Raw genomic sequence first — 14,844 nt, forward strand, 5'->3', positions numbered from 1 at the left:
GGATGGGAAGCCATCTTCACAAAATTTTCTTTCGATCCGGCACAGTGCGCTCGAGAGTCAAAATTTTAACACCGCTCAGAGCGGCGATTAAACTGAAGGGGGCGAAGGGATGGTTGAAGAAGATTTCACCGCTCGGCCACGCCTCGCCGAACCATGTCGGAATCGCGTCATTGGGCGAAAGGATGGTTGAAGAAGATTTCACCGCTCGAGCCAAACCTGCCAAAGCGCCTCACGATGAAAAGGCCCAAAACAAGGTTCCGGCGAAACATGCGAGCGCGCCGGTTATTCATCGCGCTTGACGGCCTGGCGCGCCTTCTCTTCCAACCGCTCGAGCAAGCTCTGGTCCACCCGGCCAAGGAGCGCGATGCGACGCGCCGTCTCATCGACCGCTTCTTGAATCTCGTGCCCGGCATGTCCGCGCGTCCACTGCCAGTCTATCTGGTGCGCATCGATCGCCCGTTCAAGCTGCTGCCACAACTCTTGATTTGCCCGCTTGCGAAAGCGCCCGGTCATCGTCTCGACGACGTAACGCGAATCGGTGATCAGGCGCACGCGACATGGCTCGCGCAAGCGCTCGAGGCCCAACGTGGCGGCGACGATCTCCGCCTGCTGATTGGTCGCGCGCCCCAAAAACCGCCCCACCGCGCGCCACTTGTCGCGATAGTTTAGAAGCGCCACCGCCGCCGCGCGCTCGCTCCCCTGCCCGTTGCCGATGCTCGATCCGTCGCAAAAGATGGTCACTGTTTTCAACGTTCGTGCTCCTCGAATAACCAGATCACCCAACCGACGCCAAACCGAAGCGCGCGTCGCTTCTTACACGCTCGATCATGCGCAGCGTTTCGCGCGCGTGCCGACGCGTCGAGATATAAAGGTCAGCCTCGCGCCGCGCCTCTTCGAGAAGGCGCAGATCGCGCACCAGATTCGCCAGCCGGAACATGGGCAATCCCGATTGCCGTGTACCCAAGATCTCGCCCGGACCGCGTATCTCGAGATCCTTCTCCGCGATGCGGAAGCCGTCGGACGATTCTTCCATGATGCCGAGCCGTTCGCGCGCGACCGAAGTCTGTTTGTCCGATGCGATCAGCACGCAGAAGGACTGCTCGGCTCCGCGCCCGACGCGCCCGCGAAGCTGATGAAGCTGCGAAAGGCCGAACCGCTCGGCATGTTCGATGACCATCACCGAAGCGTTCGGCACGTCTACGCCGACTTCGACCACCGTCGTCGAAACGAGGATCTGTATCTCGCCCGCGACGAAACGGCGCATCACCTCTTCCTTCTCCGCCGCCTTCATCTTGCCGTGCAGGAGCCCAACTGTGAAGTGCGGGAAGACTTCATCGCGCAAGTGTTCGTACATGCGCGTCGCCGCTTTGAGATCGATCTTCTCCGACTCTTCGATGAGCGGATAGACGACGTAGACTTGCCGCCCTTTGCGCACCTCGCGCTCGATGCCGCGATAGACGCCCGCGCGTTTATCCTCACCGATGACCACCGTTTTGACGGGCGTGCGCCCCGGCGGCAATTCGTCGATCACCGAAACGTCCAAGTCGCCGTAGACGGTCATCGCGAGGCTGCGCGGGATGGGCGTCGCCGTCATCACCAGCACGTCCGGGTTGTAGCCCCGCTCGCGCAGCGCGGCGCGTTGGAGCACGCCGAAGCGGTGCTGCTCATCGATGACGACAAGACCAAGCTTGTGAAACCGGACCGCTTCTTGAATCAACGCGTGCGTGCCGATGCAACAGTGTATGTCGCCGGCGGCGAGATCAGCGTGCAAGCGCCGTTTCTCGCTCGCGCGCAAGCTGCCGATCAAAAGTTCCACCCTGTAAGGCGTCGCGGCGAGCAACCGTTTGATGTTGCGCGCGTGCTGTTCGGCGAGGATTTCGGTCGGCACCATCAAGGCCGTCTGATAGCCGTTCTCCATCGCCGCGAGCATCGCCAGCACGGCGACCACGGTCTTGCCGCTCCCGACGTCGCCTTGCAGCAAGCGGTTCATCGGGACGTTCGATTGCATGTCGTCGAAGATGCGGCGAATGGCGCGTTCCTGCGCGGTCGTCAGCTTGAACGGGAGGATGGAGAAGATCCGCTCGCGCATCCGGTCGGTGATCTCGATGACCGCGCCCTTCGGTTCTGCTTCGCGTTCGCTGCGCCGAAGCGCGAGCGCAAAAGAGGTCCAGAAGAACTCTTCGAAGATGAGCCGCCGGTGGGCCGGACTGCGCGCCTCTTCGTATTCGCCAAGCGGCGCGTCTTCCGCCGGGAAATGTATGCGCCGCAGCGCCTCGGCGCGCCCGATCAGACGCTGACGAGCGATGAGGTCCGCAGGCAGAGTTTCGGGGATGGCATCATCCGGCAACTGGTCCAGCACGGCATAGATGATCTCGCGCAAGCGTTTGGTGCGAAATTCGCCCAGCTTGCGGTAGATGGGCACGCGACGCCCGGCGTGAATCGCCGCCAAAGCCGGATCGCCATCCTCTTCCGCCTCCTCCAAAAGCTCTTCGGACAAGCCGGCGCTATCCTCCCCCGCCGATTCTTTCTCTTCGACCAAGCGCAAAAGCCCATATGCCGGCGCGCCGTGCCCGGGCAGCACCTCGAGTTCATCCGGACGGTTCAGGCGCAGGGCGAAAGTGTTGCGGCGTGCATCCCACTCCCACCGTCCATAGGCGATAAAGCGCGTCCCGCGCGCGAACTTCTGCGTGTAGTATTTGACGATGCGCGGCGCATGCCGTCCGGAGATGAACCACCAGACGACGACCGGTCTGCCGGTCATCTCCGCATCGTTCGCCGTGATCTCGAAGATGTAGAGCGGCTGATTGGGCGCGCGGTTTTTACCGACCTGATAGCCGCCAGCCACTCGCGCATAGAGTTCGAGCGAGGCTTCCACGCCGTGTCGCAGTTGGGCGATATGCGCCAGATTCGACCGATCCTCGTAACGCATCGGGAAGTAACTGAGCAGATCTTCCACAGTCGCTTCCCTCGCGTCGCGCTTGTTGACATAGGCAGCGACCGCCAAGGCCAACCGCCGCGCTCCATGCTGGCCCAGTCGCGGGATGCCGTGCGCGGCAAGCTCGAGGATCGGGGTGGAGAGGGATAACATGAATTTGGGGCTCGATGCCTTAAATCTTTCGCCCTTCGGCTAGTCCTTCTGCGCGCAGTAACGATCGAACGCTTCGATCAGTTTGCGGGCGATGCTCGCCGCATCGCTCGATTCGATCTCATGCCGCTCCAGCATGTAGACGAGCTTGCCATCTTTGAGGATGGCGATCTGCGGCGAGGAGGGCTGATAGCCGGTGAAGTAGCTACGCGCCCGCGCCGTCGCTTCGATATCCGCGCCCGCGAAGACCGTGATGGCGCGATCCGGTTTCACGTCGTGTTGCCAAGCCATAGCGACCGCCGGTCGCGCCTTGCCCGCGGCACAACCGCAGATCGAGTTGACGACGACCATGACGGTCCCCGGCTGATTGATGGCCCGATCAACCTCCTCAGGCGTGCGCGTTTCCGCAATCCCTAAGCGCGTCAGTTCCTCGCGCATCGGGCGAATCATGATCTCAGGATACGGCGTCATCGCTCTTAAACTCTCCCTCACAAGCGAGAATTCACCCGTAAGATTTTAGAGCGTTCGACGACGCTCTTCAAAGCCGCTCGCAGGCGACAGATGGTTTTGACTGACGGCTGAAAAGCGCAATTTAACGAGCTTTCCCAGATTTTTCAGCCTCCTTCCCCCCGCATATTGCGCCTCTTCGGCGCGCAAACCTCGACGCCTGCGGCTAAAGTTTTGGCAATAAATGCCGAAATGTGTTTCGAGGGAAGTGGGGCGAAGGCGATAACCGATCGGCGGTCAGATGCGCAATGGGCGAAGAGGTCGCGAAAACCACCATCGACAAGCAGCGTTTCACCGACTATTACAGATGGTTGATCGTCGCGATCGGCCTGCTCATAGCCCTTCGCTCGATCCGGTCGCTTCCGGTCGAAAGGCTCGATTTAAGCCTCTTGTTCCTAACGGCGATGATCGTCATCACGAGCCTCCGCTTCGCCATCCCGATCCCGCGATTCGATACGAACATCACCATCTCAGACGCCTTCATCTTCCTCGCCCTTCTGCTTTACGGTCGGGAAGTGGCGGTCCTGCTCGCCGCCGCCGAAGGTTTTTGCTCCGGATTGCGCATCAGCAAAAGCAGGCGACCGTTGACCATCCTCTTCAACTCGGCGGCGATGGCCTGTTCCACTTTCGCGACGGCGATCGCGGTGCGTTCGGCCTTCGGCGACACCTCGCTCCTTCCGGACCGCAATCTGCCCGTCACGATCACGATGCTCTGCGCCATGGCGTTGGTCCAGTTCATCGGCAACACCGGGCTGGTCGCCATCGGCCTCGCGCTCAAGAACGATCTTTCGATCCTAGAGGCGTGGTATAGAAACTATCTGTGCTCTTCGCTCACCTACTTCATAGGCGCTGCCATCGCCGGACTGATCGCCTATCTGGGCCACTATGTCGGCTTCTACGGGCTGCTGATCTCCAGCCCCGTCGTCCTCATCCTCTACCTGACCTATTCTAAATACCTCGACGACATCAGGACGGCAGCGGCACAAGCGGAGTTGGCCGAAAGACAACGGGCCGAATTCGAACGCCAACGCGCCGAGCAGGCCGAAAGGCACGTGCGCGAACTCAACCGCTACATCGCTCAACTCGAGCAGACGAGCCGCGCGTTGAAGGAGAGTCGCGAGCACTTCCGTTACGCGGCGTTCCACGACGCGCTCACGGGCCTGCCCAACAGGGCGCTGTTCACCGATCACGTCCGCTTAGCCATCGAACGCGCGAAGCGCCGTCCGGAATACATCTTCAGCGTGCTCTTCCTCGATCTGGACCGCTTCAAACATATCAACGACAGCCTGGGCTACTCTTTCGGCGATAAGCTGCTCGTCGCCACCGCGCGGCGGTTGGAATCTTGCCTTCGGCAGGCTGACACGGTGGCCCGCTTCGGCGGCGACGAATTCGCCGTTCTGCTCGATGGGATCCGCGACTCGAGCGACGCGGTCCGCGTGGCGGAGAAGATTCAAGAGGCGCTCTCCGCCCCGTTCACCATCGAACGGAGCGAAGCCTTCATCACCGCGAGCATCGGGATCGCGTTGAGCATCAGCGGATACGATCACCCGGATGAGATCATCCGCGACGCCGATATCGCCATGTACCGCGCCAAAGAAGGCGGCAAGGCCCGTTACGAACTCTTCGACAAAGAGATGCATTCGCGCGCGGTGGCGAGGTTGAAGATGGAGAACGATCTGCGCCGCGCGATCGAACGCGCGGAATTCTGTCTGCATTACCAACCGATAGTCGAACTCGAAACGGGCAAGCTCGTCGGGTTTGAAGCGCTGGCGCGATGGCATCATCCGGAGCGAGGGCTCGTCTCGCCCGCCGAATTCATCCCCATCGCGGAAGAGACGGGGATGATCGTGCCGATAGGCATGTTGATCTTGGAAGAGGCTTGCCGCCAGATGAGCGTTTGGCAACAACAATCTCCGGCCAACAAACAGCTCGCCATCAGCGTGAACATCTCAAGCAAGAATTGGATCCAATCCGATTTCGTCGCTCGGGTCGAATCCATATTGGCGCGTACCGGTTTCCCTCCGCATTGTTTGAAGTTGGAAGTTACAGAGAGCCTGGTGTTGGAGAACGCCGACGCGGCGACCACCGTGTTCGAGCAACTGCGCGCCCTGGGCGTCTGCCTGAGCATAGACGATTTCGGCACCGGCTATTCATCGCTCAGCTATCTACATCGCTTCCCGTTCGATGCCTTGAAAATAGATCGCTCCTTCATCTCCAACATGGGATGCAGCGACGAAAACATCGAGATCGTCCGCACGATCACCCGCCTGGCCCAGAATTTAGGGATGGAGGTGATCGCCGAAGGCATCGAAACGATGGAACAGGTCAAGATCTTGCGCGCGCTCTCGTGCCACTACGGGCAAGGCTACTTCTTCTCCAAACCGCTCGCCGCTTGCGCGGCTGAAGAGCTCATCCGCGCCGTCAACAGCGGCGAGCGCGATTTCTTCGCGCTCAATTCACCGCCCCCGATCGGTTCGATCGAAAACAAACTGATAATGTGATCTCAGCCTTAAATCGGCGGTCGCTCCCCGGTCGACTCACATGAAGAGCCGCGCTCGCGAGACTTTTCCCATAAATCTTGCTAAACTTACGCGCTTTCACGCCGATCGCGAACCGGTCGCTAGATCGTCCCGATGCAGAATCTGAGCTTGCAACCGATATCGCGCGCTGAAGATCTTGCGGCAGAGATCGCCCGCATCGAACGCTTGCTCGATGAACGGCGGCGCGAACTCGCCTCGCTGCAAGAGGAGATGCGCGCCTTCCGCACGCTCTACACGCGGATCATCGGAAGTCGGTTGGCGGAGTTGTCCGAAATCGAACGAGCTATCCGCGAGGCGGAACGCAGGCTCCTCGGCGCGAGCGACGATGGAGAAGATGAAGCGACGAGCGACCCGCCCGAAGCTCAGCCGGAAACGAGGATGAGCTTACGCAAAATCTTCTGGACGATCGCCAAGATGTTCCATCCGGATCATGCCGCCAATCCGCAAGAGGCCGCGCGCCGCCACTCGATCATGGCCGAGGCGAGCCGCGCCTATCGCGAGGGCGATGTCGAGAGCTTGCATTCACTGCTCGCCGATGAACGGTTGCAGTCCTACTGCGCATCGGCTCGACGCAACGAAGCCGATGATCCTAAAAGCCGATTGCTCGATCTCAAAGAGGAACTGATCACCATCGAGTTCGGCATCAAGCGGATCAAAGGGGACGCGCTCTACAGGATAAAGCTCAAAGTCGATGACGCGGCACGACAAGGCCGGGACGCGCTTGCCGAGATGGCCGAAGATCTCGATCGTCAAATCGCCAAAGCGCGGCGGCGTCTCGCCCACCTCTCCTGAGAGCACACGCTTTAACTCGCCGAACGCAGCAGACCGCGGAAGATGCCTTGAATCGAAACGCGCACGGCAGGCAAGCGCAGCGGGGTAAGTTGCGAATTCGCTGGGCGCAATTCGATCTCGTCCCCGAGACGATAGAATCGCTTCAACGTAACGCGATCGCCATCTATGAGCGCGACGACGATCTCGCCATCGCAAGCTTCAGTCCGATTCTCGATGATCGCGATATCGCCATCGCAGATGTGCTCGTCGATCATCGAATCGCCGACCACGCGCAAGGCGTAAACGTTCTCGGCGCGCACGCGCCCTAAGAGGAATCGAGGCACAGGGATCGTCTCAGCGTCGATGATCGCATCCATCGGCAGACCGGCGGCGATGCGACCGAGCAGAGGGATCTCGCACCATCCATTTGCATCCCCTTCCGCAACCACCCGCAAAATGAATCCGCTGCTTTCGCGCCGGCGCGCGATCAGACCGCGCCGCTCGAGCGCTTGGATGTGCTTGGCGACGGTCGCTTTCGAGGAGATGCCGAAATGGCGCGCGATCTGCGCATAGGAGGGTTCGTAACCATGCCGCTCGATGAAACCCGCGATGTAGTCGAGTATCTCCTTCTGTCGGCGCGTTCGCGGTCGCATCGCCTTTGCCCTCGCTGGCGGATTCTAGCCAGTCGCGGCCTCGCGCGTCAACGATCGCCCTCCGAAAAGAGCAGCCCGCGCCCCATTCGTTCTCGCGTTGACGCGATGAGATGAAGGATGAGACGATGTCTCATCGCCAAATGACAGGGGGGGACCGAAGATGGAGATCGACAAACGTAAAATCAGGACCCAAGAAGAGACCGGAGAAGAAGCGCCCATCGATCAGGTCGAAGGGATCGTCGAAGCGGAGATGGAGCTTCTCGAGGGGCGCGCCAAAGAGAGCGTCGCTCAAGCTCTGCAGGACGCCGAACTCGAACGCGAGGGGCGCCAATTGCGCGAAGAGGCGGAACGCAAACTGAAGAGACGGCGAAACGAATAATTAACTCCTCCGCCCATTCCAGCTTCCTCACTTATGAGCCGCCGTCGAGCGCCCGATCTATCGCCTCGCGCAAACGCGCAGGACTGCGTTCGGGATCGAAGCCGACGAACTTCTTCAGCACACGCCCATCGCGCGTGATGACGAAGGTCTGAGGGATCGAACCATAATCGCCCATGAAAGCGAGCGCGAAATCCTCATCCGCCCATCCGATCCGATAGTTGATGCCAAACCGCTGCGCGAAATCCCTTAGCTTATGCGCGTTGTCGTTAGCATCTACGGTCAACCCGATGAACTCCACTCCGCGCGACTTGAGCTCATCGTTCAACGAGACCAGATGCGGGATCTCATCGCGACACGGCGGACACCACGTCGCCCAAAGATCCAAAACGATGACCTTGCCGGCATAATCGGCCAGACGGATCGTCCCGCCGTCGAGCATCCGGATCTCGGCCTCCATCAATTCAGCCGGCACCGCCGGCAGCGCGGAATTTGCTCCGTTCGATCCAGCAGTCCTGATCGAAGAGGATGCGCCAACATTCCCCGATTCTTTCACCTCGACCGCGCGGCGCGAGCAAGCGACAACTCCGCCGATAAGCGCGATCAGCAAGAAGCAAATAGCGCGCTTGACGATCCGTCTTGCAATGGCTTGCTCGCTCATCGAAGGTGAAAAACGGCGCTCATCAACCTCGGTCGCAAAATCCGAATCCTTCACTTGGCCCATCGATCCCATGAGTCAAGCTAAACGACCGCTCTCCTCCGAGTCAAGCGGAGACGCCAATCGAACCGACCGCGCAGCCTAAACGCCAGCCGCCGATGCTCCAAACCATGGCAACCCTAAGAGAGCAATTCTCGTCACCGATGCCCTTCAAGCCACAGCAACGCTTCGAGCAAGTAGTAATCGCCGTAGATCAACCGCCCATCGTGCGGGCGCGTCGAAGACCCGTGGCGCAATACGCCAGGCGGAGTGCGATCGTCAGCCGACACGGGCGTCAAGTAACGATCGATCAAGGACTGCACGATGCGCTCACCTTCGTGCCGATAACGCGCCGCGCGCTCGCGGTCGCCGGTCAGTTCCGAAAGGCGCAAAAGCGCTCCGGCGATCAACGCGGCAGCCGATGTATCGCGATTGCGAAAATGCACGCCCTCATCGTAGAAGTCGTACCAAGGGACGCCATCTTCCGGCAATCGGTCGAGGACGAAAGCGGCGATCCGTTCGGCTGTAGCAAGCAGGCGCGCGTCGCGTGTCTCCGCGTAAGCGACCGTAAACCCATAGAGCCCCCAAGCCGTGCCGCGTGACCATGAGGTATCGGCGGCGAAACCTTGATGCGTGTGGTTGAAGACCCATTCGCCAGGACGCGCCGCGTTCGCCACTTGAACCCTGATGCCGTGCGAGTTGAATTCTTGACGGCCATCGCCGGGATTGTAGTGGACCGATTGAATGACAGATCCATCTGGCCGCACCAACCATTGGGCCGAACGGAGCGCATGTTTCAGCCCGAGCTCGCGCCATTCGGGATCGCCGGTCTCCCTGCTGGCCCACCACCAGATCTGCAAATTCATCATCGTATCGATGATCGTATCATCGCCGCCGACCTCCCACGCGGCGACGAGTTCGGTCGTCGGATTGTAAAGCTGCTTCAACCTCTCAGCCGCACGCAACGCTCCCGCGCGATACTTCGGATCTTTCGTCAACCCGTAAGCGAGGGCGGAGGAATAGAAATTCAAGAAACCGACGTCGTGATTTTGAATCATCTCCCGGCCAAGCAGACGCGCGTTCCACAGCTCAGCCCAACGCCGATAGCGTTCATCTCTGGTCCAGTCATAAAACTTCCAGAGCAGACCGGTCCAAAAGCCGCCCGTCCAGAAATAACCGTCCTGCCTTCGCCACTCACCCGTCCAATTGTCGCCTTCGGTGAAGAAGCCTTGTCCGCCGCCGTTTGCGGTCATCTTTCCGATCGGAGCCGCGGCGATGATCGGCTCCCATCGCTGAGCCGCGCGATCGACCGCTTGGCGCATCAACTCGATCGCTTCACGGTAGGATCTCTTCCGCGCCGGATTGAGCGTATCGGGCGGAGCCGATTGCGGCGCCGCCGCTTCGGAAAGCAGTCGCCAGGTGGCAGGTTGGCTCAAACGCGCGCCGAGCGCGCGAACGTAGCGCGCGAACTCATCCTGCGTTCTGATCGCGCGCGCCGGCAGAACGAGCGTCCCTGTCCCATTCCTGTGCGCTGCATCCTCTGCGCGCACCTCCATGCGCTCGGTCTCCTCTTGATCCCAAGCGGCGACTACGTACCAGCGCGCCGAACCGCCCTCGAGTTCGAGCGGCAAAAGGTAATTTGCCGAATCGGCAAGCGCCTTCGCGCCGCTCTGCGGCGCGATCAAAGCTAGACCCAAGCTCTGGTCCGGTAACGATTCGGTCGCCTCGGCTCCGGGTCGCAACACCTGATGCCCCCACGTAGCGATGACGCGCGCTTGCGCTACGGTCTCCTCAAACTTCGCCACGCCCTCTTTGAGCGGCAGCCCGGCGACCAACTGGATTCCGGCAACGTTTCTCGCCACGATGCGATGTTCGAACCATCGTTCGCCGGCCCATTGCGTGATCCGACTCGTCAGATCGATGCGGCGATCGCCGACGCGCCAACCTTTGTAATCAAGTTCGACGATGGCGCGCACCGGTCCAGCGCTGATGATGCGCCAACGCCGTTCGACGACATCCGAAACTTTAACCGCTTGGCCGTCAACGAGCGCCCCGACGGCGCCAATTCCGAGCGCATCACCGATCTTGTAGATGTCGCGCCCGAACGGCGCCTCCGCGTGATAGTCGTAATCGGGCGCGCCGAATGTTTCCAAATAGAGCCCGGGCCGCCGCTTGCCGAACAGATCGATGGCGTTCCGCTGATCGAAATAGAGCCGCCATGCGACCAATTCCGATTCCCAACCGATGCCCTCGTACTTTGCGGTGAATTTAGCATGGACGCGCTTCGGGTAGTCGCTGCGCAAACGCGCGATCGTCGCCTGATCGCCGTAGGCGATGTTGACGATGCGCGTTTGCTGCGCTTTGAGCGGGATCTGAAAGGCGATCTCATCCGCTTTGCCATCACCATCAAGATCATCCGCCTGCGATGGCAGTTCGATCGTCTGCAGCGTGCGCGCGTCCTCTTCGAGCGTCGCCGCATCGCTCGTCGTGATGACGAACGCCCCGGCGTTAAAATCCGGCGCAATTCGTTTCAACGCCGCGACCTCGATGACGATGTTCTCATGTTCGCGCTCACGGTCCGTTTGATTCGCCACCGCCAGTTTGATGATCTTGACGTGAGAAACGGCGCCGACAAACGGAGCGGCGAGCGCACAGAAGACGAGAGAGCCAAACAAGAGGTGAGTTTTGCGTCGCATGCTTTTGGCAAATTTCGAGCCGAGTCGAAAGATCCTATCGCGCCAACCAACCGCCATCCACCACGAGCACGTGACCGTGCATGTAATCGCTCGCCGCCGAAGCCAAGAAGACCGCAGCGCCAGCTAGATCCGCTGGCTCGCCCCAGCGCCCCGCCGGAATGCGTTCGAGTATCTGACGGCTGCGCACCGGATCTTCGCGCAGCGCGCGCGTGTTGTCGGTCGCCATATAGCCGGGAGCGATGGCGTTGACGTTTACGCCTTTGGCGGCCCATTCGTTGGCGAGCGCTTTGGTCAGTTGCGCCACGCCTCCTTTGGCCGCCGCATATGCGGGCACGAGGATGCCGCCTTGAAAAGAGAGGAGACTGGCGATATTGATGATCTTGCCACGCCCGCGCTCGATCATGTGCCGCCCGGCAAGCTGCGCCAACCGCCACACGCTCGTCAAGTTGATCTCGACCACTTCGCGCCAATCATCTTCCGCATATTCGGTCGCCGGCGCGCGGCGGATCGTCCCCGCGTTGTTGACGAGGATATCGAGTTGCCCGAATCGCGCAAGCGTCGCTTCGACGAGGCGCTGCGGCGTGGCCCGATCGAGCATATCGCCGCGCAAAGCCAAACTCGATCTTCCGCGCCGCTCGATCTCAGCGCAGGTCTCTTCGGGCGAATGCGTATTGCCGTGACATGCGACATGCGCGCCCGCTTCGGCGAGCGCAATGGCGATGGCGGCGCCAAGCCCCCGTGAAGCTCCGGTCACGAGAGCCACCTTGCCATCCAATTTGAAAGCATCGAGGATCATCCACATTCTCTCCTTGAGAAGCGTCGCGCTCGTTCCGAGCGATGATCAGTGGTTGACGCCCGAGGCCAAGAACCCGCCATCCACGACGATCACCTCGCCCGTGATGAAACTAGCCGCATCCGAAGCCAACAATATAGCCGCACCGATCAACTCCTCAACCTGACCGAACCGCCCCATCGGCGTGCGCAAAAGGAATTCGCGCCCGCGCTCCGTGTTATCGAGGAGGTTCGCGTTGAGCGGCGTGCGAAAGACGCCGGGCGCGATCGCGTTGACGGTGACCCCATACTTAGCCCACTCGATGGCCAGCGATTTAGTTAAACTCGCCACCCCGGCTTTGCTCGCCGAATAAGCGGCGACTTCGTACAAAGCGACGAAGGACGAGAGCGAAGCGATGTTGATGATGCGCCCGTAACGGCGCTCGATCATGTGCCGCCCGAAGATCTGACAAGCGCGCAGCGTGCCGGTCAGATTCGTATCGATGATCGCGTTCCAATCCTCTTCCGAAAAGTCTATGGTCGGCGCGCGTTTTGTCCGCCCGGCGCAGTTGACGAGGATCTCGACTTTGCCGAATGCGCCCAAAGCCTCATCCAAAAGCTTCTGCAAAGAGGCCCGATCCGAAACGTCCGAGGTGAGGCGCAACGTCCGCCGCCCGCGCGCCTCTATCTCGCGCGCCGCCTGCTCGACCTGCTCAGCGCGACGCGAAGTCGGGATGACGTCTGCGCCCGCTTCAGCCAACCCACGCGCGATCGCTAGACCGATTCCCGAAGTCCCGCCGATGACGACCGCCGTCTTGCCCGTTAAATCCAGTGGTGCGTATGCCATCTTCCAAAATCTCGCTTTAGTTTTATGAAGAGCATTTCGAAATCCGCGATTTTATTCGGAAGCTGGCGGGAAGTCCACCCAATTTGTTCAAATATAAGGCAAAACTTCTCCGCGCGAGGTCCGCGGGGCGGCGAATTTGGCCGTCTTTCACCGGATCGATCGACGGGCGAAGGGGCGATCAAGATGGCCTTTTCGATTTGAGGTCGGATACCATTGACATTTTGGGAGAAAAGCGAACAAAATTTTCGAACGCTTCGGCGGTCAGTTTCAATCCGCGCGCGGCACGCGAGCGCGTCTTGAAAGGAGAGTTCGCTTTTATGGACGAGAAAATGGGCGCGGGCCATTCGGTAGCATCCGCCAAGTCATTAGCGCAACCGACGACGAGCGGAGCGGAGGAAGCTCGAACAGAGATCAAAGCGCGCATCGGACATTTCCGTTGGACGATCTGCGCGCTCCTATTTTTTGCCGCCACGATCAACTACATCGATCGCCAAGTCATCGGCATCCTCAAGCCAGTTTTGGAGAACGAGTTCAGGTGGACCGAGATCGATTACAGCAACATCGTCTTCTCTTTTCAACTCGCCTATGCCATCGGGCTGCTCGGTGTCGGGCGACTGATGGATTGGCTCGGGACGCGGCTCGGCTTCAGTTTGGCTGTCGGCGTGTGGAGCGTTGCTGCGATGGCGCACGCGCTGGCGCGTTCCGTCCTCGGGTTCAGCGCCGCGCGTTTCGCGCTCGGGTTGGGCGAAGCGGGCAATTTCCCCGCTTCGATCAAGACGGTCGCCGAATGGTTCCCGCAACGCGAACGTGCGCTTGCCACGGGCATCTTCAACGCTGGGACGAACGTCGGCGCGCTCGCCACACCGCTGCTTGTCCCTTGGATCGCTTATCGCTATGGCTGGGAATGGGCTTTCATCCTAACGGGCGCGCTCGGTTTCCTCTGGCTCATCCTCTGGCTGGCGATCTACCATCGCCCGGAAGAACATCCGCGTCTGTCGAAAGCTGAACTCGCTTACATCCGCAGCGATCCCCCAACGCAGGAGGGGCGCGTCAGCATAGGACGGATCCTCCCGCACAAACAGACATGGGCTTTCGCGATCGGCAAATTCATGACTGATCCGATCTGGTGGCTATACCTCTTCTGGCTCCCAGACTTCTTTCACAAAACACACGGGCTCGACCTGAAAAGCTTCGGCCCACCGCTCGCCGCCGTCTACTTGATCGCCGATGCCGGCAGCGTCGGCGGAGGATGGCTCTCTTCGGCGCTGATCAAACGCGGTTGGACGGTGAACGCTGGCAGAAAGATCGCCATGCTGATCTGCGCGCTGTGCGTCGTCCCGGTGATCTTCGCGCCGCGCGTGACGAGCTTGTGGGCAGCCGTCGCTTTGGTCGGGTTGGCCGCAGCCGCCCATCAAGGTTGGTCGGCGAACATCTTTACGCTCACTTCGGACATGTTCCCACGGCGCGCCATTGGCACGGTCGTCGGTTTCGGCGGGATGGCCGGCGCGATCGGCGGGATGTTGATCGCAAAGGTCGTCGGTTACATCCTCGAGTGGACCGGAAGCTACATCTCCATCTTCATCATCGCCGGTTCGACCTATCTCGTCGCGCTTCTCATCATTCATCTGCTCGTGCCCAGACTGGAACCGGCCAAGATCGCTGACTGATGCGGATCGAGCGGGTTTGTCGAACCCGCTCGATCGTCGCCGATTCTGGACATCATCCCTCGATGCTATCGCCGCTCCTCTCAACGGCCTCACCTGAAGGATCAAGCTGAAGATCGCCATCAGGTACCCAAGATCGCAACGTCTCACCTAGAGGATCAAGCTGAAGCGCCTAGACCTCGAACCAATCTTCGGGGCGGGCAGAAGAAAGTTTCAAAGACTAACAAACCTCTTGCT

General features: G+C 60.4%; 13 protein-coding genes. 5 read left to right on the plus strand and 8 right to left on the minus strand.

What is annotated here, in order from left to right:
* Positions 1–2: 2 nt before the first annotated feature.
* Complete coding sequence (locus PYK22_RS13415; RefSeq protein WP_041978057.1) at positions 3–299, plus strand: hypothetical protein; 297 nt, start codon at positions 3–5, stop codon at positions 297–299.
* Here PYK22_RS13415 and PYK22_RS13420 read toward each other — a convergent pair.
* The 3 genes from PYK22_RS13420 to PYK22_RS13430 are packed head-to-tail and all read right to left on the minus strand — an operon-like array spanning position 283 to position 3,556.
* On the minus strand, positions 283–741 hold the full coding sequence (locus PYK22_RS13420; RefSeq protein ID WP_060635673.1) for an RNase H family protein: 459 nt from the start codon (positions 739–741) through the stop codon (positions 283–285). The genes PYK22_RS13415 and PYK22_RS13420 overlap by 17 nt on opposite strands.
* A 34-nt stretch (positions 742–775) precedes the next feature.
* Entirely contained in the window at positions 776–3,088 is a 2,313-nt protein-coding gene (gene recG, locus PYK22_RS13425) for an ATP-dependent DNA helicase RecG (RefSeq protein ID WP_060635674.1), read from the minus strand.
* A 39-nt stretch (positions 3,089–3,127) separates the two neighbouring features.
* On the minus strand, positions 3,128–3,556 hold the full coding sequence (locus tag PYK22_RS13430; RefSeq protein WP_041978059.1) for a BrxA/BrxB family bacilliredoxin: 429 nt from the start codon (positions 3,554–3,556) through the stop codon (positions 3,128–3,130).
* Positions 3,557–3,840: 284 nt separating this feature from the next.
* On the opposite strand from PYK22_RS13430, the gene PYK22_RS16920 reads away from it, so the two are divergent.
* Complete coding sequence (locus PYK22_RS16920) at positions 3,841–6,093, plus strand: EAL domain-containing protein (protein ID WP_060635675.1); 2,253 nt, start codon at positions 3,841–3,843, stop codon at positions 6,091–6,093.
* Positions 6,094–6,225: 132 nt separating this feature from the next.
* On the plus strand, positions 6,226–6,924 hold the full coding sequence (locus PYK22_RS13440; RefSeq protein ID WP_041978061.1) for a hypothetical protein: 699 nt from the start codon (positions 6,226–6,228) through the stop codon (positions 6,922–6,924).
* Positions 6,925–6,935: 11 nt separating this feature from the next.
* Here the strand turns inward: PYK22_RS13440 and lexA are convergent, their stop codons facing one another.
* Complete coding sequence (lexA, locus tag PYK22_RS13445; RefSeq protein WP_041978063.1) at positions 6,936–7,556, minus strand: transcriptional repressor LexA; 621 nt, start codon at positions 7,554–7,556, stop codon at positions 6,936–6,938.
* A gap of 160 nt (positions 7,557–7,716) precedes the next feature.
* Here lexA and PYK22_RS13450 point away from each other — a divergent pair, with 160 nt between their 5' ends.
* Entirely contained in the window at positions 7,717–7,935 is a 219-nt protein-coding gene (locus PYK22_RS13450; RefSeq protein WP_041978065.1) for a hypothetical protein, read from the plus strand.
* 31 nt (positions 7,936–7,966) lie between these two features.
* Here the strand turns inward: PYK22_RS13450 and PYK22_RS16925 are convergent, their stop codons facing one another.
* The 4 genes from PYK22_RS16925 to PYK22_RS13470 all read right to left on the minus strand — a co-directional run bounded on the left by PYK22_RS16925 (position 7,967) and on the right by PYK22_RS13470 (position 12,943).
* A complete protein-coding gene (locus tag PYK22_RS16925; protein ID WP_157770884.1) occupies positions 7,967–8,656 on the minus strand; it encodes a TlpA family protein disulfide reductase in 690 nt (229 codons plus the stop codon).
* A gap of 131 nt (positions 8,657–8,787) precedes the next feature.
* Positions 8,788–11,325 carry a DUF4861 family protein gene (locus PYK22_RS16930; RefSeq protein ID WP_162199856.1) on the minus strand — a complete coding sequence of 846 codons (2,538 nt, stop codon included), beginning with the start codon at positions 11,323–11,325 and terminating at the stop codon, positions 8,788–8,790.
* Between the two features lie 34 nt (positions 11,326–11,359).
* On the minus strand, positions 11,360–12,121 hold the full coding sequence (gene kduD / locus PYK22_RS13465) for a 2-dehydro-3-deoxy-D-gluconate 5-dehydrogenase KduD (RefSeq protein WP_041979043.1): 762 nt from the start codon (positions 12,119–12,121) through the stop codon (positions 11,360–11,362).
* Positions 12,122–12,166: 45 nt separating this feature from the next.
* A complete protein-coding gene (locus PYK22_RS13470) occupies positions 12,167–12,943 on the minus strand; it encodes an SDR family NAD(P)-dependent oxidoreductase (protein ID WP_041978067.1) in 777 nt (258 codons plus the stop codon).
* Positions 12,944–13,260: 317 nt separating this feature from the next.
* Here PYK22_RS13470 and PYK22_RS13475 point away from each other — a divergent pair, with 317 nt between their 5' ends.
* Positions 13,261–14,610 carry an MFS transporter gene (locus PYK22_RS13475; RefSeq protein ID WP_211197707.1) on the plus strand — a complete coding sequence of 450 codons (1,350 nt, stop codon included), beginning with the start codon at positions 13,261–13,263 and terminating at the stop codon, positions 14,608–14,610.
* Positions 14,611–14,844 lie beyond the last annotated feature (234 nt).

It is taken from the genome of Pyrinomonas methylaliphatogenes (genome assembly GCF_000820845.2).
Taxonomy (GTDB): domain Bacteria; phylum Acidobacteriota; class Blastocatellia; order Pyrinomonadales; family Pyrinomonadaceae; genus Pyrinomonas; species Pyrinomonas methylaliphatogenes.

Bases quoted from the DNA above. Each gene is read 5' to 3' on its own strand.
- PYK22_RS13415 (WP_041978057.1), top strand. From the start codon at position 3: ATGGGAAGCCATCTTCACAAAATTTTCTTTCGATCCGGCACAGTGCGC.
- recG (WP_060635674.1), bottom strand. From the start codon at position 3,088: ATGTTATCCCTCTCCACCCCGATCCTCGAGCTTGCCGCGCACGGCATC.
- PYK22_RS13430 (WP_041978059.1), bottom strand. From the start codon at position 3,556: ATGACGCCGTATCCTGAGATCATGATTCGCCCGATGCGCGAGGAACTG.
- PYK22_RS16920 (WP_060635675.1), top strand. From the start codon at position 3,841: ATGGGCGAAGAGGTCGCGAAAACCACCATCGACAAGCAGCGTTTCACC.
- PYK22_RS13440 (WP_041978061.1), top strand. From the start codon at position 6,226: ATGCAGAATCTGAGCTTGCAACCGATATCGCGCGCTGAAGATCTTGCG.
- lexA (WP_041978063.1), bottom strand. From the start codon at position 7,556: ATGCGACCGCGAACGCGCCGACAGAAGGAGATACTCGACTACATCGCG.
- PYK22_RS13450 (WP_041978065.1), top strand. From the start codon at position 7,717: ATGGAGATCGACAAACGTAAAATCAGGACCCAAGAAGAGACCGGAGAA.
- PYK22_RS16925 (WP_157770884.1), bottom strand. From the start codon at position 8,656: ATGGGCCAAGTGAAGGATTCGGATTTTGCGACCGAGGTTGATGAGCGC.
- PYK22_RS16930 (WP_162199856.1), bottom strand. From the start codon at position 11,325: ATGCGACGCAAAACTCACCTCTTGTTTGGCTCTCTCGTCTTCTGTGCG.
- kduD (WP_041979043.1), bottom strand. From the start codon at position 12,121: ATGATCCTCGATGCTTTCAAATTGGATGGCAAGGTGGCTCTCGTGACC.
- PYK22_RS13470 (WP_041978067.1), bottom strand. From the start codon at position 12,943: ATGGCATACGCACCACTGGATTTAACGGGCAAGACGGCGGTCGTCATC.
- PYK22_RS13475 (WP_211197707.1), top strand. From the start codon at position 13,261: ATGGACGAGAAAATGGGCGCGGGCCATTCGGTAGCATCCGCCAAGTCA.